Source organism: uncultured Thermosynechococcus sp. (assembly GCF_937958135.1).
Lineage (GTDB): Bacteria > Cyanobacteriota > Cyanobacteriia > Thermosynechococcales > Thermosynechococcaceae > Thermosynechococcus.
The window spans coordinates 1-25,979 of record NZ_CALGOG010000082.1 but is presented as its reverse complement, the minus strand read 5'-3'; the positions used below and the strand labels follow the sequence as shown (position 1 = coordinate 25,979).

At 55.6% G+C, this 25,979-nt stretch carries 29 protein-coding genes, 1 pseudogene and 1 riboswitch; of the genes and pseudogenes, 11 read left to right on the top strand and 19 right to left on the bottom strand.

What is annotated here, in order from left to right; translation table 11 throughout:
- On the bottom strand, nucleotides 1-1,339 hold a 1,339-nt coding region (locus Q0711_RS10020), incomplete at its 3' end, for a CPBP family intramembrane glutamic endopeptidase (RefSeq protein WP_298617733.1).
- A gap of 130 nt (nucleotides 1,340-1,469) precedes the next feature.
- On the opposite strand from Q0711_RS10020, the gene pheS reads away from it, so the two are divergent.
- The 3 genes from pheS (at nucleotide 1,470) to acnB (ending at nucleotide 5,861) form a co-directional block, all read left to right on the top strand.
- The gene (gene pheS, locus Q0711_RS10015) at nucleotides 1,470-2,480 is read left to right on the top strand and encodes a phenylalanine--tRNA ligase subunit alpha (RefSeq protein ID WP_298976173.1); all 1,011 of its coding nucleotides are present in this window, start codon (nucleotides 1,470-1,472) and stop codon (nucleotides 2,478-2,480) included.
- Nucleotides 2,481-2,492: 12 nt separating this feature from the next.
- Entirely contained in the window at nucleotides 2,493-3,128 is a 636-nt protein-coding gene (locus tag Q0711_RS10010) for a ParA family protein (protein ID WP_298615930.1), read from the top strand.
- Nucleotides 3,129-3,254: 126 nt separating this feature from the next.
- Nucleotides 3,255-5,861 carry a bifunctional aconitate hydratase 2/2-methylisocitrate dehydratase gene (acnB, locus tag Q0711_RS10005; RefSeq protein WP_298615933.1) on the top strand — a complete coding sequence of 869 codons (2,607 nt, stop codon included), beginning with the start codon at nucleotides 3,255-3,257 and terminating at the stop codon, nucleotides 5,859-5,861.
- A 49-nt stretch (nucleotides 5,862-5,910) separates the two neighbouring features.
- On the opposite strand, the gene Q0711_RS10000 is transcribed toward acnB, so the two are convergent.
- Genes Q0711_RS10000 through Q0711_RS09990 form a run of 3 tightly spaced genes read right to left on the bottom strand, consistent with a single transcriptional unit; the run spans nucleotide 5,911 to nucleotide 7,513 of the window.
- Nucleotides 5,911-6,744, bottom strand: coding sequence for a YwiC-like family protein (locus Q0711_RS10000; RefSeq protein ID WP_298615935.1), 834 nt, complete (start codon nucleotides 6,742-6,744; stop codon nucleotides 5,911-5,913).
- A gap of 14 nt (nucleotides 6,745-6,758) precedes the next feature.
- A complete protein-coding gene (locus Q0711_RS09995; RefSeq protein WP_298615937.1) occupies nucleotides 6,759-7,205 on the bottom strand; it encodes a CopD family protein in 447 nt (148 codons plus the stop codon).
- An 8-nt stretch (nucleotides 7,206-7,213) separates the two neighbouring features.
- The gene (locus Q0711_RS09990) at nucleotides 7,214-7,513 is read right to left on the bottom strand and encodes a hemerythrin domain-containing protein (protein WP_299042448.1); all 300 of its coding nucleotides are present in this window, start codon (nucleotides 7,511-7,513) and stop codon (nucleotides 7,214-7,216) included.
- Between Q0711_RS09990 and Q0711_RS11725 the strand changes: the two genes are divergently transcribed.
- Nucleotides 7,443-7,592, top strand: a complete 150-nt coding sequence (locus Q0711_RS11725) for a helix-turn-helix domain-containing protein (RefSeq protein ID WP_366142719.1) — start codon at nucleotides 7,443-7,445, stop codon at nucleotides 7,590-7,592. The genes Q0711_RS09990 and Q0711_RS11725 overlap by 71 nt on opposite strands.
- 45 nt (nucleotides 7,593-7,637) lie before the next feature.
- Here Q0711_RS11725 and Q0711_RS09985 read toward each other — a convergent pair whose 3' ends face one another.
- The 3 genes from Q0711_RS09985 to Q0711_RS09975 are packed head-to-tail and all read right to left on the bottom strand — an operon-like array spanning nucleotide 7,638 to nucleotide 10,043.
- Complete coding sequence (locus Q0711_RS09985) at nucleotides 7,638-8,015, bottom strand: CrcB family protein (protein WP_298615941.1); 378 nt, start codon at nucleotides 8,013-8,015, stop codon at nucleotides 7,638-7,640.
- Nucleotides 8,002-8,433: a fluoride efflux transporter CrcB gene (gene crcB, locus Q0711_RS09980; protein WP_298615943.1), complete on the bottom strand. Its 432-nt coding sequence runs from the start codon at nucleotides 8,431-8,433 to the stop codon at nucleotides 8,002-8,004. The genes Q0711_RS09985 and crcB overlap by 14 nt, the downstream gene beginning before the upstream one ends.
- Nucleotides 8,430-10,043: a cation:proton antiporter gene (locus Q0711_RS09975; RefSeq protein ID WP_298615945.1), complete on the bottom strand. Its 1,614-nt coding sequence runs from the start codon at nucleotides 10,041-10,043 to the stop codon at nucleotides 8,430-8,432. The genes crcB and Q0711_RS09975 overlap by 4 nt, the downstream gene beginning before the upstream one ends.
- A gap of 342 nt (nucleotides 10,044-10,385) precedes the next feature.
- Here Q0711_RS09975 and Q0711_RS09970 point away from each other — a divergent pair, with 342 nt between their 5' ends.
- Entirely contained in the window at nucleotides 10,386-10,793 is a 408-nt protein-coding gene (locus Q0711_RS09970) for a ferredoxin (RefSeq protein WP_298615948.1), read from the top strand.
- Here Q0711_RS09970 and Q0711_RS09965 read toward each other — a convergent pair.
- From Q0711_RS09965 to Q0711_RS09955, 3 genes are all read right to left on the bottom strand, one after another.
- On the bottom strand, nucleotides 10,675-11,256 hold the full coding sequence (locus tag Q0711_RS09965; protein ID WP_298615950.1) for a helix-turn-helix domain-containing protein: 582 nt from the start codon (nucleotides 11,254-11,256) through the stop codon (nucleotides 10,675-10,677). The genes Q0711_RS09970 and Q0711_RS09965 overlap by 119 nt on opposite strands.
- Nucleotides 11,253-12,431: an ABC transporter ATP-binding protein gene (locus Q0711_RS09960; RefSeq protein WP_366142449.1), complete on the bottom strand. Its 1,179-nt coding sequence runs from the start codon at nucleotides 12,429-12,431 to the stop codon at nucleotides 11,253-11,255. Before Q0711_RS09960 ends, Q0711_RS09965 begins: the two co-directional genes overlap by 4 nt.
- A 62-nt stretch (nucleotides 12,432-12,493) precedes the next feature.
- The gene (locus Q0711_RS09955) at nucleotides 12,494-12,754 is read right to left on the bottom strand and encodes a sulfiredoxin (protein ID WP_298615952.1); all 261 of its coding nucleotides are present in this window, start codon (nucleotides 12,752-12,754) and stop codon (nucleotides 12,494-12,496) included.
- 146 nt (nucleotides 12,755-12,900) lie between these two features.
- On the opposite strand from Q0711_RS09955, the gene Q0711_RS09950 reads away from it, so the two are divergent.
- Nucleotides 12,901-14,235, top strand: a complete 1,335-nt coding sequence (locus Q0711_RS09950) for an alkaline phosphatase PhoX (RefSeq protein WP_298615955.1) — start codon at nucleotides 12,901-12,903, stop codon at nucleotides 14,233-14,235.
- A gap of 85 nt (nucleotides 14,236-14,320) precedes the next feature.
- Here the strand turns inward: Q0711_RS09950 and Q0711_RS09945 are convergent, their stop codons facing one another.
- The 3 genes from Q0711_RS09945 to rplU form a co-directional block, all read right to left on the bottom strand.
- Nucleotides 14,321-14,764 (bottom strand): DUF4278 domain-containing protein, encoded by a 444-nt coding sequence (locus Q0711_RS09945; protein WP_298615957.1) that lies wholly within the window; start codon nucleotides 14,762-14,764, stop codon nucleotides 14,321-14,323.
- 39 nt (nucleotides 14,765-14,803) lie between these two features.
- A riboswitch (Glutamine riboswitch) is annotated at nucleotides 14,804-14,903 on the bottom strand.
- Between the two features lie 173 nt (nucleotides 14,904-15,076).
- Nucleotides 15,077-15,340 carry a 50S ribosomal protein L27 gene (rpmA, locus tag Q0711_RS09940; RefSeq protein WP_298615959.1) on the bottom strand — a complete coding sequence of 88 codons (264 nt, stop codon included), beginning with the start codon at nucleotides 15,338-15,340 and terminating at the stop codon, nucleotides 15,077-15,079.
- Between the two features lies 1 nt (nucleotide 15,341).
- On the bottom strand, nucleotides 15,342-15,677 hold the full coding sequence (rplU, locus tag Q0711_RS09935; protein WP_298615961.1) for a 50S ribosomal protein L21: 336 nt from the start codon (nucleotides 15,675-15,677) through the stop codon (nucleotides 15,342-15,344).
- Between the two features lie 149 nt (nucleotides 15,678-15,826).
- On the opposite strand from rplU, the pseudogene Q0711_RS11720 reads away from it, so the two are divergent.
- The 4 genes and pseudogenes from Q0711_RS11720 to Q0711_RS09920 all read left to right on the top strand — a co-directional run.
- A pseudogene (locus Q0711_RS11720) lies at nucleotides 15,827-16,299 on the top strand (transposase); the annotation flags it as partial.
- Nucleotides 16,300-16,661: 362 nt separating this feature from the next.
- Complete coding sequence (locus Q0711_RS09930; protein WP_298613885.1) at nucleotides 16,662-17,684, top strand: ATP-binding cassette domain-containing protein; 1,023 nt, start codon at nucleotides 16,662-16,664, stop codon at nucleotides 17,682-17,684.
- On the top strand, nucleotides 17,684-18,094 hold the full coding sequence (locus Q0711_RS09925) for a hypothetical protein (RefSeq protein WP_298613864.1): 411 nt from the start codon (nucleotides 17,684-17,686) through the stop codon (nucleotides 18,092-18,094). The genes Q0711_RS09930 and Q0711_RS09925 overlap by 1 nt, the downstream gene beginning before the upstream one ends.
- Nucleotides 18,095-18,097: 3 nt before the next feature.
- A complete protein-coding gene (locus Q0711_RS09920) occupies nucleotides 18,098-19,237 on the top strand; it encodes an LptF/LptG family permease (protein ID WP_298613866.1) in 1,140 nt (379 codons plus the stop codon).
- On the opposite strand, the gene Q0711_RS09915 is transcribed toward Q0711_RS09920, so the two are convergent.
- The 5 genes from Q0711_RS09915 to ndhO form a co-directional block, all read right to left on the bottom strand.
- Nucleotides 19,234-20,415 carry a M20 family metallopeptidase gene (locus Q0711_RS09915; RefSeq protein ID WP_298613868.1) on the bottom strand — a complete coding sequence of 394 codons (1,182 nt, stop codon included), beginning with the start codon at nucleotides 20,413-20,415 and terminating at the stop codon, nucleotides 19,234-19,236. The two genes, Q0711_RS09920 and Q0711_RS09915, sit on opposite strands and share 4 nt — an antisense overlap.
- A 51-nt stretch (nucleotides 20,416-20,466) precedes the next feature.
- On the bottom strand, nucleotides 20,467-20,940 hold the full coding sequence (locus Q0711_RS09910) for a CYTH domain-containing protein (protein WP_298613870.1): 474 nt from the start codon (nucleotides 20,938-20,940) through the stop codon (nucleotides 20,467-20,469).
- 15 nt (nucleotides 20,941-20,955) lie between these two features.
- Nucleotides 20,956-22,419, bottom strand: coding sequence for a carotenoid oxygenase family protein (locus Q0711_RS09905; RefSeq protein WP_299042444.1), 1,464 nt, complete (start codon nucleotides 22,417-22,419; stop codon nucleotides 20,956-20,958).
- Nucleotides 22,416-23,771 (bottom strand): folate/biopterin family MFS transporter, encoded by a 1,356-nt coding sequence (locus Q0711_RS09900; RefSeq protein WP_298613873.1) that lies wholly within the window; start codon nucleotides 23,769-23,771, stop codon nucleotides 22,416-22,418. Before Q0711_RS09900 ends, Q0711_RS09905 begins: the two co-directional genes overlap by 4 nt.
- 100 nt (nucleotides 23,772-23,871) lie before the next feature.
- Entirely contained in the window at nucleotides 23,872-24,093 is a 222-nt protein-coding gene (ndhO, locus tag Q0711_RS09895) for a photosynthetic/respiratory NAD(P)H-quinone oxidoreductase subunit O (RefSeq protein ID WP_298613875.1), read from the bottom strand.
- Nucleotides 24,094-24,207: 114 nt separating this feature from the next.
- On the opposite strand from ndhO, the gene Q0711_RS09890 reads away from it, so the two are divergent.
- On the top strand, nucleotides 24,208-25,632 hold the full coding sequence (locus Q0711_RS09890; protein WP_298613877.1) for a mannose-1-phosphate guanylyltransferase/mannose-6-phosphate isomerase: 1,425 nt from the start codon (nucleotides 24,208-24,210) through the stop codon (nucleotides 25,630-25,632).
- A gap of 20 nt (nucleotides 25,633-25,652) precedes the next feature.
- On the opposite strand, the gene Q0711_RS09885 is transcribed toward Q0711_RS09890, so the two are convergent.
- On the bottom strand, nucleotides 25,653-25,979 hold a 327-nt coding region (locus Q0711_RS09885), incomplete at its 5' end, for a divergent PAP2 family protein (RefSeq protein WP_299042442.1).

Here is a 25,979-nt window from a genome sequence, read left to right as displayed (position 1 = left end):
CCAAAGCAGCGCCGAAAAAGACAACGGCGATCGCGTCCACCAAGCCATGGAGGATGACCCCTGCCCACAGCCGCTGGGTACAGGCAAAGGTGAAGCAGTAAAAAAGGGAGGCAAATGTTGCCATAAGGACATACACCCCTCGGTACACAAGGAGGGGCAGTTGAATATTGGCATTCGGCTGATTGCCCATATGCACAATGCCAAAAACCAGCGAGCAAATGAGGATGGCACCCCAAGCAATGACCGCCGCACGTTGGCGATCGCCCCCAGCCTGCTGCAGGAGATCCCGCACAAAAATCATCAGCCCACTGCGAAAGAGCACCTCCTCAAAAATGCCCACCCGCAGCACAAAAAGGGTCGAATAGACAAATACCTGAAGTGGCGAAGGGGTGAGGTTAAATTGCGCCAAGGGCAAAAAGCCCAAGAGACTCCCCAAGGGCACCATGGTTATCAAGGCCGCCAAAAATATTCCCCCCAGTAAACGCGCATCGCGCCGGCGCGGTTCAAAGCTATAGCCAAAGTGCGATCGCCCCAGCCCACTGCCAAAAATAATCACCAAGATAAACAGTTGCAGCGCCACCAAAGGGCCAAAGCGAAAGTAGGGGGTGGAGAACCAGTAGAGGCTAAAAAGCGAGACCGCCATCAAGGGAATGTCGTGCCATCCTAAGCCGCTGCGGATCCGCCGCGGAGATTGTCGCCGCTGCCAATCGCCCCAAGCACAGAGGAGCAGATAAATCGGCGTAATGAGGAATCCTTCGGTGTAGTCCTTAGGAAGTGCTGGCGACATCAGCCCGCTGTGGCTAAGCAGCAAATAGAGCGCTGCGCCACTGATCCACCCCCACAACACAGGTCTCGGCGTGGTTTTCTGCCGTAGGAGGAAAGGAACGCGCAGCATTGCCCAGACGCCGCCAAGAAAAATCAGCAAATTCAGCCACGGCTGATCGGCCAAGAGTAAATTCCTGAGAATTGGGTACCAGGGAAAGTAAGTGACCCCCGGCAGCAGCAGGCCCATCGTGAGGTACAGCGCCAAACTTAGGAGTAATCGTCTTGGCCAGCGCTGAGCAATTGTCTCAAAATCCCGCTTGCCGATTGCCCACCACAGCACGGGAAAACCGCCAATGATCACAACAGCAGCGGCCTCCACAAGGCTTTCTAACCACGGCCAGGGGGTTGGCGACACAGAATGGAGATAGAGCAGTTGTGCTAAAAACCACAGTCCACAGGCAAGGAGGGCTGTTTGCCGCTCGCGGCGTGCTGAGTAGTGAGCTGGCGTTAAAAACGCTTGGGGAGCCTCCAGTACAGTCCGTTGGGGGAGGAGAGTGGGCTGAGGAATGGGCATTTCCGAACCATGGCGATCGCAACTACAGACGGAGCGTTATAATCAAGGCTTATTCCCCAGCGGTCGAATGTTCTATCTTGACCCCGACTGGTGCCATTGATCTTTGCGTATCCCGCAACCGCATTTTGCCATGACTACTTCCCCCCTTGACCGCGATCAGCTTATTCAACAACTCAAAGATTTACAAGCCAGAGCCTTGGGGGCGATCGCCGCAGCAGATACCCTTGAGCAGCTAGAACAACTGCGGGTAGCCTATCTTGGCAAAAAAGGGGAACTCTCGCAAATTCTTGCCCTGATGGGCAAATTGCCCGCCGGCGATCGCCCCACGATTGGCACCCTTGCCAACACCCTCAAAGAGCGCCTTCTCCAAGAGCTAGAGACACGGCGCCAAACCCTGCAAGCGGAAAAAATTGCTGCCCAGCTGGCGGCAGAAACACTGGATGTCACCATGCCGGGGGTCTTTCGTCCCCAGGGGCACATTCATCCCCTCAACAGCACCATTGACCGCATCCTCGATATTTTTGTGGGTCTTGGCTATAGGGTTGCCAATGGCCCAGAGATGGAAACCGACTACTACAACTTCCAAGCCCTGAATACCCCGGTGGATCACCCGGCTCGCGACATGCAGGACACCTTTTACTTGCCCGATGGCAATCTCCTGCGCACCCACACCTCCTCGGTGCAAATTCGCTATATGGAACTGAACGATCCCCCCATTCGGATTGTGGCGCCGGGGCGCTGTTACCGGCGGGATAGCGAAGATGCGACCCACGCAGCCGTGTTTCACCAGGTTGAGATTTTGGCAGTGGATGAGGGACTGACCTTTACCGACCTCAAGGGAACCGTCACAACCTTCCTGGCTGAACTCTTCGGCGAGGTGCCCATTCGTTTCCGTGCCAGCTACTTTCCCTTTACCGAACCCTCCGCCGAGGTGGATGTGCAGTGGCAGGGACGCTGGCTAGAAGTTATGGGTTGCGGCATGGTGGATCCCGCCGTCCTCAAAAACGTTGGCTACGATCCAGAGGTTTATACGGGCTTTGCCGCCGGCTTTGGCGTAGAGCGGTTTGCCATGGTGTTGCATCAAATTGACGACATTCGCCGCTTCTACACCAGTGATTTGCGCTTTTTGCGGCAGTTTTAGGAGGGCAGAGCCTTGGCGCAACCCCGTCTAGTGGCCATCCTCAATGGAAAGGGGGGCGTGGGCAAAACCACAACGGCCATCAACCTTGCCGCCACCTATGCCGAGCAGTACAAAGTGCTATTGGTGGACACCGATCCCCAAGCTTCCGCCACCTGGTGGTTTCAGCGCGGCGGCCGGTCCATGGGCTTCGATCTCGCCCAAGAGGTGAACCCAAAACTCCTCAGCAATGTGCGCAAGCTCACTGGCTATGATCTCATTGTGGTGGATACCCCTCCCGCTTTAGCCTCCACTGCCCTTGCAGCGGTCGTGCCCATTGCGGACTACTTGGTGCTGCCCACCCCACCCGCCCCCATTGACCTTGCCGCCCTCATTGAAACTGTCAAGCAGGTGGTGCAGCCGTCTAAGGTTCCCCACCGCGTCCTGCTCACCCGCGTGGATCCCCGTTGCGTCAATGAGGCTCTCGAAGCCCAAAATACCCTCCTGCAGTTGGGGGTGGCGGCCTGTCACTCTTTTATTCGCGCCTACAAAGCCCACGAACGGGCAGCTCTTGAGGGCGTTCCCATCACCCAATGGAAGGGCAAACAGGCCAGAGAAGCCCAAGCAGATTACCGCCGCGTTGCGGAAGAGTTACAGCGAGACTGGCGCTAGGGGCGATCGCCCCAAAGGTATCTAAAGTAACTAAAGAACTCAACGCAACTCTGTACTTTAGAATCTGGATCTGCACTTCAATGCCTTCCCCCATCCGCCATTTGTTGTGAATTGAGGTTAAACAGCGTGGACACAACCGTACTCAGCCAATACCGTCAGCACACCCAAGAACGAGCTGCCTTGGGCATTCCCCCCTTGCCCCTGACGGCGGCGGAAACCTCAGCGGTTTGTGATCTACTGCAAAATCCTCCAGTGGGAGAAGAAGAGTATCTACTGCATCTGATTCGCGATCGCGTGCCCCCTGGGGTTGATGAAGCAGCCTATGTCAAGGCGGGCTTTTTGACGGCGATCGCCAAGGGTGAACTCACCAGCCCCCTCATTTCCCCCGTTGCAGCCGTGGAACTCCTCGGCACCATGCTTGGGGGCTACAACGTCCAATCCCTCATTGACCTACTGCGCCATGAAAACAGGGAGCTGGCCCAGGCGGCCGCCACTGCCCTAGGCCATACCCTACTGGTCTATGACGCCTTTCACGATGTCCAGGACCTGATGGATCAAGGCAACACCTATGCCCGGCAAGTGATGGAATCTTGGGCCAAGGGCGACTGGTTTACCCACCGTGACCCCCTGCCCGAAGCTATTACCGTGACTGTCTTCAAAGTGGCGGGCGAAACCAATACCGATGATCTTTCCCCTGCTCCCCATGCCACCACCCGCCCCGACATTCCCCTCCACGCCTTGACCATGCTGGAAAGCCGCCTGCCCCAGGCACTGCAAATCATTGCTGAGCTGAAGCAAAAGGGCTATCCCCTTGCCTATGTGGGAGATGTGGTGGGCACCGGTTCCTCCCGCAAGTCCGCCACCAACTCGCTGATTTGGCACATTGGTCGTGACATTCCCCACGTCCCCAACAAGCGCACAGGGGGGATATGTCTGGGGGGCAAGATTGCACCCATTTTCTTTAACACCCTAGAGGACGCCGGCGCGCTGCCCATTGAGTGCGATGTCACCCCCATGAAGATGGGGGATGTGGTGACCATCTACCCCTACCGCGGCGAAATCACCAATGAAGCCGGAGAGGTTATCAGTTGCTTTACCCTCAAGCCCAATACCCTCTTAGACGAAGTGCGTGCTGGCGGACGGATTTCCCTCCTCATCGGTCGTACCCTCACTGACAAAGCCCGCGCTGCCCTTGGCTTAGACCCCAGTCCCCTCTTTACCCGTCCTCAGCCACCCCTTGAGAGCAGCAAGGGCTATACCTTGGCGCAAAAGATTGTCGGTAAAGCCTGTGGTCTCCCCGGCGTCCGCCCCGGCACCTACTGCGAACCCGTGATGACCACCGTTGGCTCCCAAGACACCACAGGCCCAATGACCCGCGATGAGCTTAAGGAACTGGCCTGCCTTGGCTTTGGGGCGGATTTGGTATTGCAAAGTTTCTGCCACACCGCCGCCTATCCCAAGCCCGTGGACATCAAAACCCACAAAGAACTGCCGGACTTTATTACCTCGCGGGGAGGGGTGTCGCTGCGACCGGGGGATGGCATTATCCACTCGTGGCTCAACCGCATGCTCTTGCCGGATACGGTGGGCACCGGTGGTGATTCCCATACCCGGTTTCCTCTGGGCATCTCATTTCCTGCAGGCTCTGGTTTGGTGGCTTTTGCCGCCGCTTTGGGCGTGATGCCCCTCAATATGCCGGAGTCGGTGTTGGTGCGCTTCAAAGGCTCGCTCCAACCAGGGGTGACGCTGCGGGACATTGTCAATGCCATTCCCTATGTAGCCATCCAGCAGGGCAAGCTCACAGTGGCCAAGGAGAATAAAAAGAATGTTTTCTCCGGGCGGATCATCGAGATGGAGGGGCTGCCGGATTTGCAACTGGAGCAGGCTTTTGAACTGACAGATGCCACAGCGGAGCGATCGGCAGCGGGGTGCACCATTAAGCTGAGTGAGGAAACCGTGGCCACCTACCTGCGTTCCAACGTGATACTCCTAAAAAATATGGTGGCTCGCGGCTATGGGGATGCGCGAACAATTTTACGGCGGGTGAAAAAGATGGAGGCATGGTTGGCCAATCCCAGTCTCCTCGCTGCGGATCCCGATGCTGAGTATGCCGATGTGATTGAGGTGGATTTAGACCAGATTACAGAACCCCTGGTTGCTGCCCCCAATGATCCCGACAATATCAAACCCCTTTCAGAATGTGCCGGCGACCCGGTACAGGAGGTTTTTATTGGTTCCTGCATGACCAATATTGGTCACTACCGTGCCGCTGCCAAAGTGCTGGAAGGGGAAGGGGCGGTGAAAGTACGCCTCTGGATTGCGCCTCCTACCCGCATGGATGAGCAGCAGTTGCGCGAAGAGGGCTACTACAGCATTTTTGCGGCAGCGGGCGCCCGCCTAGAGATGCCGGGGTGCTCTCTGTGTATGGGCAATCAAGCCCGCGTTGCCGATAATGCAACGGTTTTTTCCACCTCTACACGGAACTTCAATAACCGGATGGGCAAGGGGGCACGGGTCTATCTGGGTTCCGCAGAGCTGGCAGCCGTCTGTGCCTTACTGGGACGCATTCCCACTCGCGAGGAGTACCTAGAGATTGTGACGCGCAAAATTGATCCCTTTGCGGCAGATCTCTATCGCTACCTCTACTTTGACCAAATTCCCGACTACGAAAACCAAGGCCGCGTCATCTCCAAAGAGGAGGAGGCCAAGCTCCTGGCCAGTCTTGGCGGCTGACCGATAGAGCCTTCTCCTAACCAATGGACAATGCCAACTTGCCCATTTTCTAACGACTGGCAAGGTCAGCAGGCAGCAGAGCGATCGCGCTTAAACTCAAGAACAAAAATGCTGAGCCTGTCTCCAGCAGGGCCACATTTTGTATTGCTGTGGTTCTGTACCAATTCAGTTGCCAAGCAATCAGGCCAAATTTCAGTACCGCAATAGAAAAGGCGATCGCCGCCAAGGGAGATAACCAGCCTAGCCAGCAAAGACCACCAATGATGAGACTCGCAAGAACATGATAAACTACTCCGTCGAGCCAAGAAGTCCCTTTCAGCTTACGCAGCTTGACTGTAAAAATTGCACTACTAAAGAAAAGGGTATTCAACAACCACAGCCCAATGAGGGAAACAGTGGCTGTTCCAGTCGTAGCGATCGCCGTTAGGGGAGCAACTAAACACACCCCGGCAAAGGTGAGCAACTCATTCCAGACAGCTTTGCGCTGATGATAAAAAACAGCAATACTATCTACTGCAAAAATAGCGATCGCCCCTAGGTAGATCCAAAGTAATAAAGGCACTTGCCAATAAAGATAAAAAGCAATGCTAAGGGCAAGGGCACTATAGAGACTTCCCCACACCAGAAGGCGAGGTTTCCAACTCCGCCGTTGCTTCAGTTGTAGTGTCAAGGGGTGCTCTGCTTGAAAGGCACTGAAAGCGCACACCAATGCTAGAGTTGTTGCCCAAGTCCAACGTTGCGCTGTGGCTGCTCCCGTCAGAAAGGCCACAAGTAGCATGACATAAATCCCATGCTCCGGCGAGCAGGTTGGCACATACCATGGTTTGCCGCTCCTTGGTGCTGGCGCAGCTTGAGCAACGGTTAATGATTCTAAGAGGTTCATGGCTTGTTCCTCCACTACAGTAATCCTCCTAAGCGAATTCCTGCCCCTATAACGGCAAACAGCACCGCAAGAACAGTCACACCAACAATGTGCAGCCCCAACCAAGGCAATGTTGCAACAGTGAGGTTTGGCATAATGAACCAGCGAGCCTGTACAGCTAGAGCAAGGGTTGCTAGCAACCCGCCCAACTTAATCACAACATACTGCGACACTACAGATTGCGGTGGCCAAAATCCCCTTAGTTCGGGAAAATAGATTAGCGTTAAGCCAACGCCGGTCAGCACTTGCACAAGCAGCGCTCCTAAACCCAACTTTTCAAAGTGCTGCTCAAACTGCCGGATAGGTTCTGGATTTTGCTGTTTTAGGGCACTGGGTAGAATTGTCAGGGCAAGAGTCAGATGTCCCCCCACCCAAACCGTTGCCCCTAGGGTATGGAGAATAACCAGAAGTTTGAATAGCATGGGGGCACTCAGAGGTTGGCGATCGCCAGTGGAAACAGGATATTGTTTTCTTTGTGGATATGCCGGTGCAAATCTTGCTCCAGCCTCAAAAGCCCTGCCAAAAGCGCGCGGTAGGTATTGCAGGCCCACTCAGGAGGGCGAAAGTCATCGGTTAGCCACCGCAGTTGTGCTAGGGCGGCACCCGTCTTTTGGTGTTCCTGTTCTATACAATCAATACGGGGCGTGTCAAGGTCTTCAATAACTGAGCTAGCTGCCCTCTTAGGAACAATTCCCGCCACTTTATCCCGTGCGTTTGATGAGCTGAGCACACAGGGAATCATCAGTGTCAACGGTGCTGAAATTAGGATTTGCGATCGCCAACGGCTCCAAAGGATGGGCGAACAATAATCCCTTGCCCCTAAAGTGAGGTAGCCCCAGCGGCATGAACTAGGGTTAGAGTGCGCGAGAGAGGGAAATTCCCAGTTCAACCCCTAAAAAGCCCACAAGGGGCGTGCCAAGCCAATAAAACCACGCAATGCGGGGGTAGCCTTCACGGCGCAGGTTCGATACTTCGAGGATAAACGTGGAAAAAGTGGTCAAGGCCCCCAAGAAACCGACAGTGACCCCATAGCTAAGCCACAGCGGTACTCCCCAACGGCTGAAACCATGGCTCAACCAGCCCATGAGAAAGGCTCCCGCGAGATTGACACTCAGGGTGCCAAAGATTGGCGTTCCGAATCGGCGATCGCTCCACAGGCCAACGGAGTACCTTATTAGCGCCCCCGGCACCGCGCCAAGGGCAATCGCCAAGAGTCCCTCAGGCGAGATCATCCCATTTCTCCCAATAGGCCAGTCCCCACAACACCAGACGGCTACCCAACTCCAAAGCCAGCAAGCCCAAGCCCGTACTGCCCAGCCAGTAAAAGCCCTCCACTGGCCAACTTTGCTCGCCAAAGAGCTTGTCGTTGTCCAACTCGTAGGATGAAAAAGTGGTGTAGGAGCCGATGAAGCCAGTTGTCAATAGCAAGCGCAACTCGGGGTGCAGCACAAATGTGCGGGCAAAGGCCAAGGGGGCGATGACGCCCAAAAGAAAGCAGCCACTGACATTCACGATCAACGTGGCAAAGGGCAAATTGCCCCCAAGATAGGGTTCCAAATAGGCCTCCAGTAAGAAGCGACCCAAAGCACCGGGGATGGCGCCAAGACTAACGGCTAGGGCAGGGCGCAACCGAGGATGAATTGAAATCACAGGCGGGGTTCCTCCACAATCAGCACGGGTCGAGTTGAGGCCTCAAGAACACTTTGACACACAGACCCCATGAGCACACGCTGGAGACCCCCTTGACCATGTTTGCCAAGGATAATTTCAGTGGCATTGTACAGGGCGGCAGTATCCAAAATGGCCTGTGTAATCGGGCCAGCGGTAACAATAAAACGATAGCGAATATCCGCTAGGTATTGTTTGACTTGGGCTTCTAGGGTCGCTATTGCTTTGGGGTCAGGCACATCCTGTACATGGAGGACAATCACCTCAGCATCGGCCCGCCGCGCCAACTCCGCTGCCTTTTGCAGGACGTAGGGGGTAACGCTGGAGAGATCCACCGGCGCCAGCAGGACGACTCGGGGCTGGAGCAACACTTTGGTGGCATCCACCTCCCCCTTTTGCAGGAGTTTTGGGGCAAACGTGGGAATTGCCCACGCCCCTAGGGGAGCCGTAATCAGGATCGAAAGAACCGCGATCGCCAGCATGGTTTCCCCACCGGGGATGCCGGCAGCCAAGGGGAGGGCACCAATGGCAGCTTGCACCGTTGCCTTTGCCGAGTTCCCCGGCAGCAAAAAGAGCCGCTCAGAGGCTGTCCAATTACTCCCCAGCGTGGAAAGGTACCAACCGATGCCGCGCCCAATCAATGTGCCCACCGCCAAAATCACCAAGCCCACACCGAGGGAACGTTGCAACACCCCCACTTCCACGCTGGCGCCCAACAGCACAAAAAGAAAAATCTCTGCCCCTTGCCACAGGGCATCAAAGCCGCTCCGCAGTTGCCGCGCTAGGGGCGCATCCAACTCAATTAAGAAGAAGCCCGCACTCATGACCGCAAGATAGCCAGAAAATAACGGCAGGCGATCGGCCAAGCCCACCGCCCCCAAGGCCACTGCTGCTGTGACAAGCGTTGTCTGCACCCGATTTTGACTCCAGTTTTGCTTGACTAACAAAAAGACCAGCGCTCTTGCCACGCCATACCCCACAATCACGCCACCCCCAATTTCAAGAAGTGCCTGCACACTCACCTCCAAGGCTGGCGGCAAAGCGCCTAGGAAGCTGCCCCCCTGTTCAGCCCCCATCAGCAAACTAAACAGCAGCAGTACCACCACATCGGAAATAGCACTGCCGGAGAGAATGGCATCGCTAATGCCCTTGTCCACGCCCCAGCCCAAGCTCTTTAGGCGCAGCATGCCGGGGACAATGACCGCAGGGGACTCCGGCGCCACGATCGCCCCCAGTAATAGCCCTTGGCGCAAATTAAATCCCAGTAGGAGCATCGCCACCCCCGCCACCACCACCATTTCACACAGGGCGGGTAACACCCCAAGGCGTAGAGCCACTGTGCCCTGTTGTGCCAATTTCTGACGATCCAAACCTAGCCCCGCCTTCATTAAAATCACCATCACCGCAACGGCGCGGAAGGTGGGAGCTGCCGCCAGGACATCGGGTTGCAAGAGATTCAAGGCTGTAGGTCCGAAGGCCATGCCCACAAGAATCATGCCGATCAAGGCCGGGGCCCCCAGTCGCCGTGCCAGCTGACCAGCAAAAAAGCCGAGGAGGAGAATCAGGGAAAGGGTTTCTAAAATCGTTGACATCTGGGTAAATCTGAATTGGCCTCGACCTCAGAATATCGAATAGATAACCGTCGAAAATAGTGAGGCTGCTGAGAAAATTGTCTATAGTATTGCTTGGCCAGCAGGGAAGTAAAACCCGGGCATGGCCTGATCCTGTACCGATAGCTTTGAGATTTGTCATCGCACCGCATCTCCCTTGGGTGATCCCGTTTTGGCAAAGGTGCGGCAATTCTGGGAGGCCTCTTTGCAGTGTGCCTTTGGGGAAATGCCGGACACAGAATGGAACCGCTGCCAGCTTTCCCCCCCCCTGCTCAACGGTGCTGCCAACACCCGAAACACTGGTTACAGACTAGAACCCCCCCTATGCTACCTCCTTCGTTAGCGCAGCAAGTGGCAGTCCTCGGCCTTGGTCACATTCAGCGGCACTTATTCCTCTGTGCCGATCAAACAAAACCCCTCTGCTGTGAGAAGGCGGTGGGTTTAGAGGCATGGGAGTACTTAAAAAGACGCCTCAAGGACTTGGGCTTGGATCAACCGCGCCCAGAGGGCTGTATTTTTCGCACCAAGGCCAATTGCCTGCGGGTGTGCCAACGCGGGCCGATTTTAGTGGTGTATCCCGATGGGGTATGGTATCACTCGGCAACACCGGCGGTTATTGAGCGGGTGATTCAGGAGCATGTGCTGGGGGGGCAGCTCGTTCAGGAGTATCTACTGGCGTCACCATCGCCCGAAAGAGCAGGCGATCGCCCCACCAATAGCCCACATGGGTAATGCGCACGGGTGTACCTGCCGCTAAGGGGGCGCGATCGCTCTGGTGCTGGCGCGGATCAAAGGGGACACAGTCTCCCACTTCACCAATCCTCTTGACACCCCACAGTTCTAGGAGTTGAAACACCGGCTTGACCAGGGGCAAAATCCGTTGGGCGGGGGCAGTGGGGTTTTGGTGAGCAGCGTAGGCAGCAGTCGGCCAGAAACGCAGAAACGGCTCAAGAATCTGTAGGGCTTGGTGCTGGAGTGCCGCTTCAGAGACCGCTTCGCCATAGAACCATTGAAAGAATTCTGCAGGTCGCATCCCCAGCACTTGGGCAAGGTGTTCCAAGGTCTCAAGGCGCAAGCGGTGTAGTTCGCCTAACCAAATCGCATTGGCTTGCTGTCGCGTGAATCCCCTACGGCGCAGTTGACTTTTGCGGGTAATGCCGGCCATCGCAAGGCGGGCTTGCAGACGCTGGCTCATGGCTCTAGCTCTAGTCGCTGCCCTGTGTTGGCGTCAAAAAAGTGCAGATACTGCGGATCAGGGCGCAAATGCAGGCGATCGCCCCGACGAATGGGCTGTTGCCCCGGCAAGCGCACCCGCAAGGTTTCCCCTGTTGCCATTAGGTGCACTGCTAGCCCCGTTTCATGGCCTAGGGCTTCCACCAGATCCACTTGAACAGGGAATGCACCGACTTCTTCAGCTGTGGCCAACGCAAAATGTTCAGGACGAATCCCCAACCACACCTGCGATGCCGAGGGGAAAGGCTGGCTCAAGGGCAACTGCCAGTTGTGGTACTGGATCTTCCCTTGGCTAAGGGTGACGGCTAAAAAATTCATCGGCGGTGAGCCGATAAACTCGGCAACAAAACGGTTGGCCGGGCGTTGATATAGGTCTAGAGGGGTGGCAATTTGTTGAATTCTGCCTTGATGGAGCACGACAATGCGATCGCCCATGGTCATTGCTTCCGTTTGATCGTGGGTCACATAGATTGTCGTAATGCCCAATTGCTGCTGAAGTTGGACAATTTGGCTGCGGGTTTCGGTGCGCAGCTTGGCATCGAGGTTTGAGAGGGGTTCATCCATCAAAAAGACCTGTGGGTTGCGGGCCATGGCGCGTCCTAGAGCCACCCGCTGTTTTTGACCACCGGAGAGCTGTTTGGGATAGCGATTCAGCAGGGAATCAAGTTGTAGCATCTCGGCAATCTGCATCACCCGCCGGTGAATTGCCCGCTCGCGGGGAAAGGAGAGTTGCAGTGGTTGAGGGAGCGATCGCGTCCAGCGGGTCAGCGTTGCTTCCAGCGGTGCAGGTAGAACCCCCTTCAATTGGGTAGTGCGGCGCAGACCAAAGGCCAAATTGTCATAGACCGTCAGGTGGGGATAGAGGGCATAGCTTTGAAAGACCATAGCAATATCCCGCGCTTTAGGCGGCAAGCCATTGACTAGGCGATCGCCTACCCAAATCCTGCCCGTGGTTGGTTCATCCAAACCGGCAATCAGCCGCAGCAGCGTACTCTTGCCACACCCTGAAGGCCCCACCAGTACTAAAAACTCGCCCGCAGCGATACTTAGATCGATGCCCTTGAGCACTGTGACATCATGGCCGCGCTGGGAGTCGCGATAGACCTTGGTCAGTTGTTCAAGGCGTACACCCGTCACGATGCTGTCCTCAAGAGCCTAACAGGCTAGAATCCCACACCGGGGCTAATCTGACAAGGTGCCTAGGCAAGGTGCAGATTTAGAACTGAGCGGGGGGCGCGGCGTACCCGTGCCCGAATTGTCGGCAGTCCGAGACGTTGACAGGCTTCGTAGCGATGACAGCCTGAAAAACCGTAGTATTGGCCTTCGACTTCCAGCACTTCAATGGGTTCCTGCTGGCCAATTTCCGCAATTGAGGCCATGAGTGCCTCTACTTTGGCGGGATCCGTTTGCCGCAGGAGGGGACGGCGAATGGCAGTGAGGGGCAAATCTAACACGCGCATCGGCTTATCCAAACTCGTTATGAGTTTATTTTAGCAACTTGTCCACCACTGTCAACAAAATTCCCTTGAATCACGTCCTAACTTTGCAGTATGAAGGTAGGGGTGAACTTTTAGCTGTTGGTTGTGCAGTTTACACAGGGTTTTCTATGGGTTTGCAACGTCGCCGCTTCCTGACCCTTGCTGCCGCCGGGGTGGGGACAGTTCTCTTTCCCCAAGGATTGCAACTGCTTTACCAGCGGGCAGCTCAAGGGCAGCCCATTGCCGCGCGAGGGTTTGGCCCCCTGATAAAAGACCCTAGGGGGCTGTTGGATTTGCCAGCGGGGTTTCAGTATCGCGTCTTCTCCAAGCTGGGCGATCGCCTAAGTGATGGCACCCCCGTCCCCGCCCTCCACGATGGCATGGCCGCCTTCCCCGGCCCCAATGGCACTACCATTCTTGTGCGCAACCATGAAATGTACCCTGGCCTTCCCCGTGCCTTTCAGGCGGTCGTGGCTCCCAAAGACAGAATGTATGACCCCCTTGCCCCCGGTGGTACCACCACCCTAGTGATCAGCAAAGATCGGCAACTCCTAAAGCATTACGTTTCCTTGGCGGGAACCTCGCGCAACTGTGGGGGCGGCAAAACCCCTTGGGGGAGTTGGATTAGCTGTGAGGAAACCACGGCCACCCCAGCCCAGCCGGGTCAGCACGGCCCTGTGCAAAAACGCCATGGCTATGCCTTTGAAGTCCCCTTCGCCGCTCCCGGTCCGGTGAACCCCGTGCCTCTAAAAGCCATGGGTCGCTTTCAGCGGGAGGCGATCGCCATCGATCCAAAAACACATATCGTCTATCAGACAGAGGATCGGGGGGACAGTCTCTTCTACCGCTTTATTCCCAAAGAACCGCGAAACCTTGCTGCTGGTGGTGAGCTACAGGCACTGAAAATTAAAGGCGCTCCTAAACTCAACACAGGTCAAGGCTTTCCCCGCCGCCGACCGGTTGAAGTGGAGTGGGTTCCCATTCCCGATCCCGATCCCGCCACAGATACCGTGCGCTACCAAGGCTATGAGAAGGGTGCTGCCCGATTTGTGCGCAGCGAAGGCCTCTGCTATGCCAACGGCGCCTTTTACTTTACAGCCACCAGTGGCGGGCAAAAGCAGCTGGGGCAAATCTGGTGTTATCGTCCTAGCCGCACCTCAACAGAGGGTGGTACGATTGAACTACTTGTCGAGTCTCCGGGTAAAGACGTTCTTGATTGTCCCGATAACTTGACAATGGCTCCCTGGGGAGATCTCATTTGCTGTGAAGATGGTAACGATGGCACCAATCGCCTCGTCGGGATCACGCCCCAAGGACGGCTTTACACCCTTGCCCGCAATGCCTTCAATGACCAAGAACTCGCAGGGATTTGCTTTTCACCCGATGGCCAAACCCTGTTTGTCAATCTCTACCATCCGGGGATGACCTTTGCCATCTGGGGGCCTTGGGATCGGCGGGGCTAATGCCCAAAGCAAAAGGGAGCCAAGGATGACCTGACTCCCTCAAAGTTTTTCTACTAAATCAATTCAACCCAGTGTCATTTCTGCCTCAGCTCAGCGCCACATAGGAGCGATCGTAGATAGCACCAAACATCGGGTTAATTTTTCCTTGGATTTGGTTCCAGTAGTGAGCCGCTGTCACAGGCATGCCGATTGCTCCTGCCATACGGGCAAGGAGGGTTTGTTCACGGCTTTTAATCATCACATGATGTGCCCTCGCCAAGGAGCGAGCCATGTCGTTGACCGTTGCCGTCATGGGCACAGAAGCCACACTATCGGCCAAGCGAGCAGCGGGAACGCCTGCGGGCTGTTTGCCTTTTTGATACTTGACCCCACGGTAGGTCATGATTTTTAAGGAGTCCTCGGGAGGATGCGTCTCAGCCGCCACACGATAGGTGCTACCGCGATACTTAGCTACGACATCCGTAGCTTGGGTGTTGATTCCTGGAGGAACGTAGTTGTATTGGACGCCGCGATAAGTAAGAGTAGTCATAGTTTTCGCCCCATTTTGAATACAAAGTGAACTGCCTGAGGCGCGTTCCTTCGGGAGCTGTTTCCCTACTTCCGTCCCTCGTGGACAATTACACTCAGTCTGCGGAGCCTTTACTGAGGTCTTGCGAGGGATGAACGATTGATTTCTGTATCTAATTTAACAATTTCTCGATCTTAAAGCAAGCTGTTCATCGAAATTTACAATCCCTAAGTCACGGCTCTCCTAAGAAGGTCATGGGCTGAAAAAACAAAAAGGCCAATCCGACGGATTGACCCAATTGAACAATTCTTGACCGTTTGTCGAAGAGTCGCTTTAGGCCTCTGCTAGAGGATAGACACTCACCCGCTTGCGATTTTTGCCATAGCGCTCAAACCTGACCACACCCGCAATCGTCGCAAAAAGAGTGTCATCACTGCCGCGACCGACATTGACTCCAGGGTGAAACTTTGTCCCCCGCTGCCGTACAAGAATATGACCCGCTTTTACCACTTCACCACCAAAGCGCTTGACGCCTAGACGCTGGGCGTTTGAGTCGCGACCGTTGCGTGTGCTACCGGTTCCTTTCTTGTGTGCCATGTTAACCTCCTAGGGATTCACCGTTAAGACGAATCTCGTTGATCATGATGCGGGTGAGTTCTTGGCGATGGCCTTGTTTTTTGCGGGTTTTCTTTTTCGGACGCATTTTATAAACAATCACCTTAGGGCCACGCCGATGCTCCATCACCGTACCCGAGACAACCGCGCCACTGACGTAGGGTTGACCCACGTAAACTTGGCTATCGGTTTGCACCAACAACACCCGTTCTAAATCTATTGTGCTCTCCGGCTCGACGGGGAGCCGCTCCACATCGTAAAATCGCCCGGCTTCAACGCGCAGTTGCTTGCCACCGGTCTCAATGATTGCGTATGCCATAGAAACTAAAAAACTCCTTGCCGTGCAGGTGAGGGGATGCGTGCCTCTTGGAAAACCTGTTCCGTGCAAACTCAACAGCTCTCCATCATAAAATTTATACCCTATGGCTGTCAAACCCCTAGCCGACCAAAGGCAAACTGCCTGTTGAACGACGGATTCATTCCCGCATAGCCAACGTGCGCCGCGACTTTTTGCCCAAGACCTCGACCGCCACCCGCAAAAACCCCGCGATGGTGTGTATCGAGGACTCGCAGGTGCAGAGGCAGGGACACTGGAGCAGCCGGGCAGATACGTTCGGGTCAAGTCTATCCTCGATCAGAGCTGGTTCGAGTTCCGCCGCTAACCGGACTGCAAGCTGGCCTCGCGGGGCGGCTGGTTGGTGGTGGTGCCACCCCAGAACACGAGTCGCACCTGTCCGCGCCGTGGTCATGTGTCAGCGGGCAACCGCCAACCACAAGGTCGGTTTTTGGGCGTGGCATGGGGTTTTGAGGACAACGCCGATTGGCTCGGCGCATCAACCTCCCGTCTTGCGGGAGGGAACCCATATGGCCTGTGGATCGAACTGCGTGGGCGGTGGGAAGCGGGAACTTCTTCGGCCTATCGCTACGCGGGGGCAAGCTAACAGGCCGGGGAGGATGTCAAGCAACTGAAAGAACGCCCAACTCTTCGAGCGTCTCCGTTCAGTCTTGTTTCGAGGCTTTTGGTTTGTGCGCCCACGGATACCCGTCAAGTTTTGCTTATTATCGCTGGTTTGATTGCCCCATTGACTAGAGTTGCAAGCATCGGCAAGTGCCTTCAACCACTCCTCGAGTTTGAGGGACTGTTCAGGGGTTGGCGGAAATTTACAAGTCAGTGTCAGAGTTTGTTTCCTGTTAAGGTGTGTTAAGGTTATATCACGTATGACTGCGACTAAAGTCGCCGAGTTCTGTTTCCTCCCAGGTCTAAAGACGCTGGACTTCCAAACTTTGACCTCTGTGAATGACCATGACAGCCACGGTAAAGGTCGAACATCTGAAGAAATCCTACGGTGCCATTACAGCAGTGGCCGATGTCTCGTTTACAGCCTATCAAGGGGAAATTTTTGGGGTGTTGGGCCCGAATGGCTCAGGGAAAACGACAACGCTGCGCTGTCTGTGCACCCTCTCGCGTCCGGATGCTGGGGTATTGGAAGTCTGTGGCTTTTCAGTTCTCCACCAACCCCATTTAGTGCGCCAAAAATTAGGTTATGTGGCTCAGGAGGTGGCTCTCGATAAAATCCTCACGGGTCAGGAATTTTTAGAATTGCAGGCGGCACTGTACCACATTCCCCGTGCCCTGATTCCAGAGCGGATTGAGGCGGTGTTGACGCGCTTGGATCTCCTAGAATGGCGCGATCGCCAGTGTGGTACCTACTCCGGGGGCATTCGCAAGCGCTTTGATCTCGCGGCAGGGCTGCTGCATCAACCCCAGGTGCTGGTCTTGGATGAACCCACCGTAGGCCTCGATATTGAAAGTCGCCAAGTAATCTGGGATGTGCTGCGGGACCTTAAAGCCCAGGGACTGACGATTATCTTGACCAGCCACTACCTTGAGGAAGTGGATCTCCTCAGCGATCGCTTAGTGATTCTAGATCGGGGACGGGTGATTGCCAGCGGTTCGCCAGAGGAACTCAAGGCCAATATCGGTGGCGATCGCGTCACGCTGCGGGTGCGGGAATTTACCCCCCGTCAAGAGGCGCAAAGGGCACAGGCCCTCTTAAGTCAATTGGACTGCGTGAAATCGGCATTGATTAATGCCAACCAGGGCAATTCTTTGAATCTGGTGGTTACAGATGCTGCTGTGGCGATTCCAGCCATTAGGACAACCCTAGAGGAAGCAGGACTCCCCCTCTTTAGCTTGGCGCAATCCCGCCCCAGCCTAGACGATGTCTATTTGGCGGCGACGGGGCAAACCCTCTTGGATGCGGACTTGGCGGCAGCAGCGCAGCGGGACAGCAAACAGTTGAAAAAAGAGGTAATGCAGCGCTAATGGGGCAGCCGATTCTCTGGGTTCATGGAGACTGCCTTGATCCCAAGGCGCCGATCTTTAACCGCTATCCCAACGCGCCGGCCATTTTTGTCTGGGACGTAGGATTACTGAAGGAGTGGCAAATTCGCCTGAAGCGGCTGGTGTTTCTCTATGAGTGCCTGCTGGATCTACCGGTGGAAATGTACCGTGGCGAGGTGGCTCCTTTGGTGAATGCCTTTGTTGAGGTGCACGGGGGCGATCGCGTGGTAACCATGGCCAGCCCGAGTCCGCGCTTTCGCGCCATTTGCCAGCAATTGGCGTATCCGCTGGAGATTCTAGAGCCAGACCCCTTTGTGACATTACCTGCCGATGCCGATTTGAAGCGATTCTTTCGCTATTGGAAGTTGGCGAAACCCCGTTTGGGGCTATAGAACATGTTGGCGATCGCCCGCCCCTTTGAAAAAATACCTTGGCAGCCGCGATTCTCCCGGTTGGATCGCTATATCCTGCGGGAGATGATTCGTCCCTTTGTCTTTGGGTTTGGCATTTTTACGGCGATCGCTGCTGTGATTGGTACGGTGTTCTACCTCATTCGCAATATGGTGGAGCACAACCTGGGGATTCTCAGTGCCCTGCAAGTCTTTTTTCTGCGCTTGCCCACCTTTGCGGTTCTAGGGATTCCCATGGCGACGCTCTTTGGTTCACTCCTTGCCTATAGTCAACTGTCGCGCCGCAGTGAACTGATTGCCTGCAAAAGCTGTGGTATTAGCCCCGTGCGGCTTGTGCGGCCGGCAGTGGTGGCAGGGTTTGCGGCCTTGGTTTTTACCTTTGCCCTCAATGAACTCGTGGCTCCCCCGCTGGCCTACCGCGCCATCCAGACCTTGGAAGTTGCCATTCAACACCCCCGGCCCAGGTTTCAGACCCGCAATATCTTCTACCGTCGTTTTGCCGGAGGGCAGCTTCAGCAACTCTTTTTTGCCCATCATTTTGACGGCAAAGTCATGGGTCAAGTGACAATCCTGAACTTTGAGCAGGGACAACTGCGGGAAATTATTACGGCTCAGGAAGCCCAGTGGCAAGGCACTGCCTGGCTGTTTCGGCAGGGAACCTACCACCACCTAACGGGCGATCGCGACTATGACGTGGCCGAGACTTTTGCAGAACGACGGTTTGCCTACCCGCGCACCCCCATAGATCTGGCGATGGAAACGCGGGCACCGGAGTTCATGACCAGCCGCGAAATTTATCAGTACTTACAATTTTTGGCGGAAAGTGGCGATGCTAAACGGTTGCGGCAGTGGCGGGTACAGTTGCAGGAAAAGCTCTCTCTTCCGTTTCTGTGTCTTAGTTTTGCGGTTGTCGGGGCCGTTTTGGGCATCAGTTCTCCTCGCCAAGCCCAGGGGCGAGCCTTTGGACTAAGCGTGGCAATCATTTTTGGCTATTACGTGGCTGCCTTTATTTTCACCGCCTTTGGCGAAGGGGGAGCCGTTCACCCCATCGTTGCCAGTTGGCTGCCCAAGGTTGTCGTCAGCGCGATCGCCCTTGGCATGCTCTACCATGCCAATCGCCACTAGTAGGGAATCTGCCAATAGCGACAGGCCGCCTGGGCAAGGGTCATCACACCCACGGGAATGGCCTGTTCGTCCACATCAAACGCTGGATGATGCAAGGGATAGTTGGGGCGATCGCGAAACCCCACGCCAAGGCGAAACATGGCGCCAGGGGCATGTTCAAGGTAGAGGGCAAAATCTTCTGCCCCCAAGGAGGGTTCCGACAAAATATGCACATGGGAAGCGCCTACGACCTCGGTTGCCGCCTCCGCCAGGAGTTGGGACAGATAAGACGTATTTTCTATGCCCGGCACGCCCCGCCGATAGTGGAGTTGATAGCGAGCACCGTAGGCATGGCACACATTGGCCACAATTTGCTCAATCCACTGGGGCAGGGTGGCACGGGTCTCCGGGTGGAGCGATCGCACCGTCCCCTGTAGTGTCACCTCATCGGCAATGATATTGGCTGCCCGGCCCCCTTGAATTTTGCCAAAGGTGAGCACCACCGGTCGCAGCGGGTTTTGGGTGCGGCTGATTGCCTGTTGTAGAGCGCTAATCACTTGAGCGGCAATCCAAATGGCATCCACTGCTTCATGGGGGCGAGCACCATGGCCGGATTCCCCCAAGATCGTTAACTCAATGTCATCGGCTGCTGCCGTCAAAGCCCCATAGCGCACCGCCACATCCCCCGCCGGCAGAGTCGGAAAAACATGGAGCGACAGAATCGCACTCACCTCTTTCATAGCGCCATCGGCAATCATCCAACTCGCCCCTTGGGCAATTTCTTCCGCAGGCTGGAAAATAAATCGCACTCGGCCGGGGAACTCCTCCTTGAGAGCCGCTAACACCATGGCGGTGCCCAGACCCACGGTGGTGTGAACATCGTGACCGCAGGCGTGCATCACCCCTGCATGCTTTGAGCTAAACTCCAGTCCCGTGCGCTCTTGGATAGGTAGGGCATCCATATCGGTGCGAATGGCCAGCAAGCGGTTCTCCTTGGGATTTCCCACCAGTTCGGCAACCACGCCCACTTTGCCCACATCCTGCTGGACACTTAAGCCTGCGGAGGAAAGCACCCCCGCCACATAGGCGGCAGTCTGATGTTCTTGGCCACTCAATTCAGGGTAGCGGTGCAGATGGCGACGAATTTCAATGAGACGGGGGGTGAGACTTTGGGTAATCTGGCGAATGCGAGCAAGCATACCGAGGCCGTGGCGATATTTTTGTATCCTATCGAATCGGAGGGGAAGAATTTAGCTTGACCACTCCTGATAGGGATGCTCTGCTAGATAGGCATTGGTATAGCGCGGGTCGTCGGTTACCTCGCGGCCAATCCAAGGGGGCAATGTCAGGGGGTAGTCAGCACGGGGCAATTCAATTTCTGCCAAAATCAGGCCGGCGGAGGCGCCGGCAAATTCATCAATTTCCCAGCACAGATCACCCGCTGGGATGTGATAGCGGCTTTTCTCGATGATCGGTTGCAGGCATAATTCGCCAAGGAGTTCCCTGGCGTCAACAGTGGGGATGGCATACTCATACTCACGGCGTTGGCCGCCGCTGGCTTTGCCCTTAATCGTGATCCACGCTTCGTTACCGGCAAGACGCACGCGCACGGTACGCTCAGGAACTGTTGACAGGTAGCCCTGGGCAAAGTGGAACACACTGGTGGCAAGGGATCGCCAGTCCTCACCTATGACCAGAAACTTGCGCTCAATTTCAATGCCCATTCTTGCTCCCACCACCTAGACTGCTGTGGTAAAGGAACCGTGAAGCCCGTAGGGAATGTGGTGTTTTAAGCGCAACCGGGCCACTGGCCCCGCACTGATGGCGGCGGCATCAAAGATGAGTAACTGCGACCGATGGCAACTGGCATCATAAACCACCTGCAAGAGCCAACCCTCCTCTTCCCCCTGGGCACCCTGCCAGAGGAAGTCCCCCCTTTGTAGCCCCCTAGGGACAAAGGTTGGCTCACTAACAAAGCCGCGCGGAGCGGCTGACCAAAACTGTTCCTCGCCCGTCTGGCGATCGCGCCGCCACAACGCCTGTAGAGGCCCATTGATTTTGGGATCATGCCCTGCTGCCAAATAGGTGTAGCGATAGGGCTGTCCTACCTTGGCCGGATGCACCACCGGAAATTCACAGGGGCGATCGCTGGCCACCTGCCAATCCACAGCCTTGGTTTTCAAATTCAACTGGATACGCCACAGGAGACTGGCGGGCAGGGCGGCAAAATTCACTTCCCGAAAATCCTGCCCCGGCTCCAAATTGGGAAAGTGACTGTAGGCAACAGACTCTAGGTGAATCTCATCCCCCGCTTCATAGGCATTGGCGTGGTGAAAGACAAAACAAGCGGGCATCGTCAGCATTTGGGGGGCACCGCCGCGGCGGGGCAGGAGCCAAACCCGCGTGGCATCCTTGGCATTGAATTGCAGACATTGGGCAGCGCCCCGCAGTCCCAAGAGATAGGGCAGGGGATTAAACTGCACGGGATTTTGAAAGACGATGGCGTAGTTGGGGGTGAGGGCAAAGTCGTGGATAAAGGCAAACCCCGGAATCTGAAACACCGGCTGCGAGACGCACTGACCCTTGGCATCAAACTCATAGAGCGTAATGCGGGTGCTGAGGCCGGGCTTAACGCCAAAGTTCACTAGCCGCTGCGTCTGGGGATCCAAGCGGGGATGGGCGGCAAAGGCATCCCCCTCTTTAAGAAGCCCCCCTAGGGTATCAGTTCCAAAGGTTTCGAGGGTCACTGGATCCAAGCAATGGGGCAAACCGGCTTCCCAAAGAGCCAGTAATTTCCCCCCCCAATAGACCACATGGGTATTGGCAATGTTTTTGACACGGGTATCCAGGAAATTAGCCAACCATCCCCCCGGCTTTTGGGTGCCAAAGACACCGCGATAGAGGAGGCGGTTTGCCCTTTCCTCCGCCAAAAATCCGGCGGTGCGCACGTAGCGATTACGAAAATGCACCCGTCCGTTCTCAAAGCGAAAGGCACAGATCATGCCGTCGCCATCAAAGGGATGAGCTAGGGGTACCCCCCCGCGTTCCAGCAGTCCAGGGCCATTGCGGTAGAAGGTTCCCACAAGCTCCCTAGGCACTGTGCCTTCGACATCCTCAATCCAATAGTCATACTCTTGGGTGAGGGAGACGGTTCCCCCCCGCCAATCTGCCATGGTGTAGGGGCGATCTAAAACTTCAGTCATGGGACACTTGGCTCCAATTCAACACTGACAGAGGAGGGAGAGACGGGCGCCGGTAACTGCTGGGGCAACCAGTTCAGGAGGGGCAGGGGCAAGAGGGTACTCAGGTTAGTGATTAGAACCAAAAGCCACAGGCGATCAAAGTTGTGCTCAGTAATCCCCAGCCAATGGGTCAGGAGTGCCCCCAACTCATGGGAGACTAAGTTCGCAAGGTTACTGATCGACATCAGGAGGGCAAAGAGGGTAGCCTCAATTCCCGCTGGACACAGCCGAGCCGCAAGAACCAGAACGGGCATAAAGGCAATCTGTCCCATCACCGCCAGAATAAGGCTATCCCCCAGGCTAAACCACCGGTCACTAATTCCCCATTGGCGATTGAGGTGGGTAACCAAAATCAGGCTAGAGAGGCCCAAAAGGGCGGAAAGAACCGTACTCCAGAAAAAGATCGTGCGCAGGGGCAACGTTTTTAAGTACCGCTGGAAAATCCACACCCCCAAGAGGGAGGCAATGCTGGTTACAAGGCGCACCCGTCCTAGAAACTCCGCCTCAAAGCCCAATTCATTGGTGGTAAAGAAAAAGAAGGCCGATTCTGAGCCAGGAGTCGCCTGCCAAAGAAAGAGGAAAGCCACCGGCAGCCAGATCTGTTTTTGCATCATGGCTTGGCGCACGTGGTTGATGTGCTCCCAAGTTTGCTTCAGTTGCGGGCGGGTTGTGACCCGTGCTTCAGCGATCGCCCACGCCACCCCCGACACCAGCAGCGGGAAAAAAGCTGTAATCTGAAACACTGTGCGCGGACTAAACCATTCCAACAGTTGGCCACTGAAGTAGGCCGTAAGAATGCCGCCCACCGCCGTCGCTGCCCAGCTTAGGGATTGCAGTGTCCCCATCTCAGCGGGGGATTCTTGGCGTGCCCGCTCAACCACAAGGGAATCCACAATCACGTCGCTGAGGGCGATCGCGATCGACGCTGCCAGAATTGCTGCCGTTGCCTGCCAAGGGGTAGCCACCCACGTCCCCAAGCTCAACCACGCTCCACAGCCCAACAGGCCAGAGAGGACAAGATAGGAGCGGCGGCGGAATCCCAAAAGCGGCAGGCTATCAGAAATGAGGCCAAACACCGGTTTAATTACCCAAGGGAGCGCAGCCACTCCCATCAGGGCCGCCACTGCCGCCGGCGACAGTCCCAACTCATCCTTAAAGAAAAAGCTAATGGCTAGCCGTGCTAAGCCCAAGACCCCTTGGACAAAATACACCAGCAAAATGGCAAAGAGTTCACCGCTGGGTTCCTGACCAAAAAGCAGTGTCTCCTTGAGCACCTGAAACCAGCGTTGAGGTTGCGAAGGTTGAACTAACATTACTAAATGTTAAGCAACAGCATTGCCTCTATCATATCTAGGCAAGCTGAAAATTGCTAACACTGGCGATCGCCGTTGACCCCCACAAGAGCAGGGGAGACTATTGCACTTGTTGGGCGACCTCCAGTTGATCAAGGCGCAGCCAGACAGGGGGAGTGGGCACCGGAAATTTAATCTGCGCATAGTCACCGCGGATCTCCACCACCTCACCCCGCCCCTCAAACAGATAGGGGGGATAGCGACGATCACTGGCCAAGGCTTCAAGACTGTTGGCTAACTTTTCCGCAACGACCTTTACCAAATCTCCCTTCTTAATCGCCATAGCCACCTCCACAGAAATCGTTCCCCATTGTAGGAGATTCCCCAATGGGTTTGAACCACAAACGACAGGTTACCGCTAAACTACGCTTAAACGGTGCACCGCAGGAAGTCTTGTATGGCGTGTATTCCAGTGATTCTATCGGGGGGAGCAGGGAGTCGCCTTTGGCCATTATCGCGCCAAGCCCATCCCAAGCAGTTTATGCGTTTAACTGCGGCGGGGCAGAGTCTGCTGCAACAAACCTGGCAACGCTTGCAGGGGTTCCCCCAACTTCAACCCCCCGTCGTGGTGGCCAATGAAGCCCATCGTTTTCTTGTGGCAGAACAATTGCAAGAGCTGGGCGTGACACCAACGCGCATTTTGCTGGAACCCTTGGGACGGAATACAGCTCCTGCGATTACTCTTGCTGCTCTTTATGTCACAGAAGTCCTCGCCACCGATCCTATTCTTTTGGTGCTCCCCGCAGATCATTTAATTCAGGACGTGGCCGCTTTTCAGCAGGGGCTACAACGGGGACTGTTACCCGCAGCCAAGGACTGGTTGGTGACGTTTGGCATTGCTCCCACCTGTGCGCACACAGGCTATGGCTATATTCGGCGCGGCGAGGCTCTCAGTGATCCCCACGCCTATCGAGTGGCAGAATTCGTAGAAAAACCCGATCTGCTCACAGCAGAGACCTATTTAGCGGACGGCCATTACTTTTGGAATAGCGGCATGTTTCTCTTCCGTGCCCAAAGTTTCTTGGCGGAATTGGCGCAGCAGCAGCCGGAGATTTTACACTATTGCCGCTTGGCGCTGCGGGAGGCTCGCGAGGATCTGGACTTTATCCGCGTCGCCAAAGATCCTTTCAGCCAGTGTCCTAGTCTATCGGTGGACTATGGGGTGATGGAGAAAACCCAGAAGGCAGCGGTCGTGCCCCTTGAGTGCGGCTGGAGTGATGTGGGGTCTTGGTCGAGTTTGTGGGAGGTGACCCCCAAGGATGAATTGGGCAACAGTTGCCAGGGGGATGTCCTCACCTATAGCACTAAGGATTGCTTTGTCCACAGTCAGCACCGCTTGGTGGCTTTACTGGGGGTCGAAAACCTGATTGTGGTGGAAACTGCCGATGCTGTGCTCATTGCCCATCGGGAGGCAGCACAACAGGTCAAACAAGTGGTAGAGCAACTGCAAGCCCAACAGCGCAGTGAGGCCTACAATCACCGTGTGGTCTATCGCCCTTGGGGACACTACGACTCTATTGATAGGGGGCATCGCTTTCAAGTGAAACGGATTACAGTTAAGCCGGGGGCGAGTCTTTCGCTGCAACAACACCATCACCGCGCCGAGCATTGGGTTGTGGTCAGTGGTACGGCAGAAGTCACCTGCAATGGGAAGACCTTTTTGCTGACGGAGAACGAGTCCACCTATATTCCTGTGGGAGCTGTGCACCGTTTGGCCAATCCGGGGAAAATTCCCCTTGAAATAATTGAAGTACAGTCAGGGGCGTATCTTGGTGAGGATGATATTGTTCGTTTTGAGGATTCCTATGGTCGAGAGACCTAAAAATGGTAGGGGGACAACCCCTAGACGGCCAACCAAGCGATCGCTACCCCCAGGGCAGAACCCACAATAACTTGAATGGGGGTGTGCCCCAATAACTCCTTGAGACGGGCTTCTGCCAATTCATGCCCATCTTGGAAAAATTCATTGACAATTTGATTGAGAATGCGGGCTTGTTTACCGGCCGCTTGGCGCACCCCGGCCGCATCGTACATGACAATACAGGCAAAGACCACGGCGATCGCAAACTCAATGCTATCCCAACCCCGCTGCAGTCCTACCCCAGTTGCCAGAGCAGTGACAAGGGCAGAGTGGGAACTGGGCATGCCTCCCGTTTCCACCAGCACGCG

Coding starts and splice junctions, on each gene's coding strand:
- Q0711_RS09955 (WP_298615952.1), bottom strand. CDS start 12,754: ATGCGCGTGTTAGATTTGCCCCTCACTGCCATTCGCCGTCCCCTCCTG.
- Q0711_RS09975 (WP_298615945.1), bottom strand. CDS start 10,043: ATGTCAACGATTTTAGAAACCCTTTCCCTGATTCTCCTCCTCGGCTTT.
- Q0711_RS09965 (WP_298615950.1), bottom strand. CDS start 11,256: ATGAGCCAGCGTCTGCAAGCCCGCCTTGCGATGGCCGGCATTACCCGC.
- pheS (WP_298976173.1), top strand. CDS start 1,470: ATGACTACTTCCCCCCTTGACCGCGATCAGCTTATTCAACAACTCAAA.
- Q0711_RS09890 (WP_298613877.1), top strand. CDS start 24,208: ATGGCGTGTATTCCAGTGATTCTATCGGGGGGAGCAGGGAGTCGCCTT.
- Q0711_RS09930 (WP_298613885.1), top strand. CDS start 16,662: ATGACAGCCACGGTAAAGGTCGAACATCTGAAGAAATCCTACGGTGCC.
- Q0711_RS09925 (WP_298613864.1), top strand. CDS start 17,684: ATGGGGCAGCCGATTCTCTGGGTTCATGGAGACTGCCTTGATCCCAAG.
- Q0711_RS10000 (WP_298615935.1), bottom strand. CDS start 6,744: ATGAACCTCTTAGAATCATTAACCGTTGCTCAAGCTGCGCCAGCACCA.
- Q0711_RS09945 (WP_298615957.1), bottom strand. CDS start 14,764: ATGACTACTCTTACTTATCGCGGCGTCCAATACAACTACGTTCCTCCA.
- Q0711_RS09900 (WP_298613873.1), bottom strand. CDS start 23,771: ATGTTAGTTCAACCTTCGCAACCTCAACGCTGGTTTCAGGTGCTCAAG.
- rplU (WP_298615961.1), bottom strand. CDS start 15,677: ATGGCATACGCAATCATTGAGACCGGTGGCAAGCAACTGCGCGTTGAA.
- Q0711_RS09995 (WP_298615937.1), bottom strand. CDS start 7,205: ATGCTATTCAAACTTCTGGTTATTCTCCATACCCTAGGGGCAACGGTT.
- Q0711_RS09985 (WP_298615941.1), bottom strand. CDS start 8,015: ATGATCTCGCCTGAGGGACTCTTGGCGATTGCCCTTGGCGCGGTGCCG.
- rpmA (WP_298615959.1), bottom strand. CDS start 15,340: ATGGCACACAAGAAAGGAACCGGTAGCACACGCAACGGTCGCGACTCA.
- Q0711_RS09970 (WP_298615948.1), top strand. CDS start 10,386: ATGCTACCTCCTTCGTTAGCGCAGCAAGTGGCAGTCCTCGGCCTTGGT.
- Q0711_RS09910 (WP_298613870.1), bottom strand. CDS start 20,940: ATGGGCATTGAAATTGAGCGCAAGTTTCTGGTCATAGGTGAGGACTGG.
- Q0711_RS09915 (WP_298613868.1), bottom strand. CDS start 20,415: ATGCTTGCTCGCATTCGCCAGATTACCCAAAGTCTCACCCCCCGTCTC.
- Q0711_RS09950 (WP_298615955.1), top strand. CDS start 12,901: ATGGGTTTGCAACGTCGCCGCTTCCTGACCCTTGCTGCCGCCGGGGTG.
- Q0711_RS09920 (WP_298613866.1), top strand. CDS start 18,098: ATGTTGGCGATCGCCCGCCCCTTTGAAAAAATACCTTGGCAGCCGCGA.
- Q0711_RS09905 (WP_299042444.1), bottom strand. CDS start 22,419: ATGACTGAAGTTTTAGATCGCCCCTACACCATGGCAGATTGGCGGGGG.
- ndhO (WP_298613875.1), bottom strand. CDS start 24,093: ATGGCGATTAAGAAGGGAGATTTGGTAAAGGTCGTTGCGGAAAAGTTA.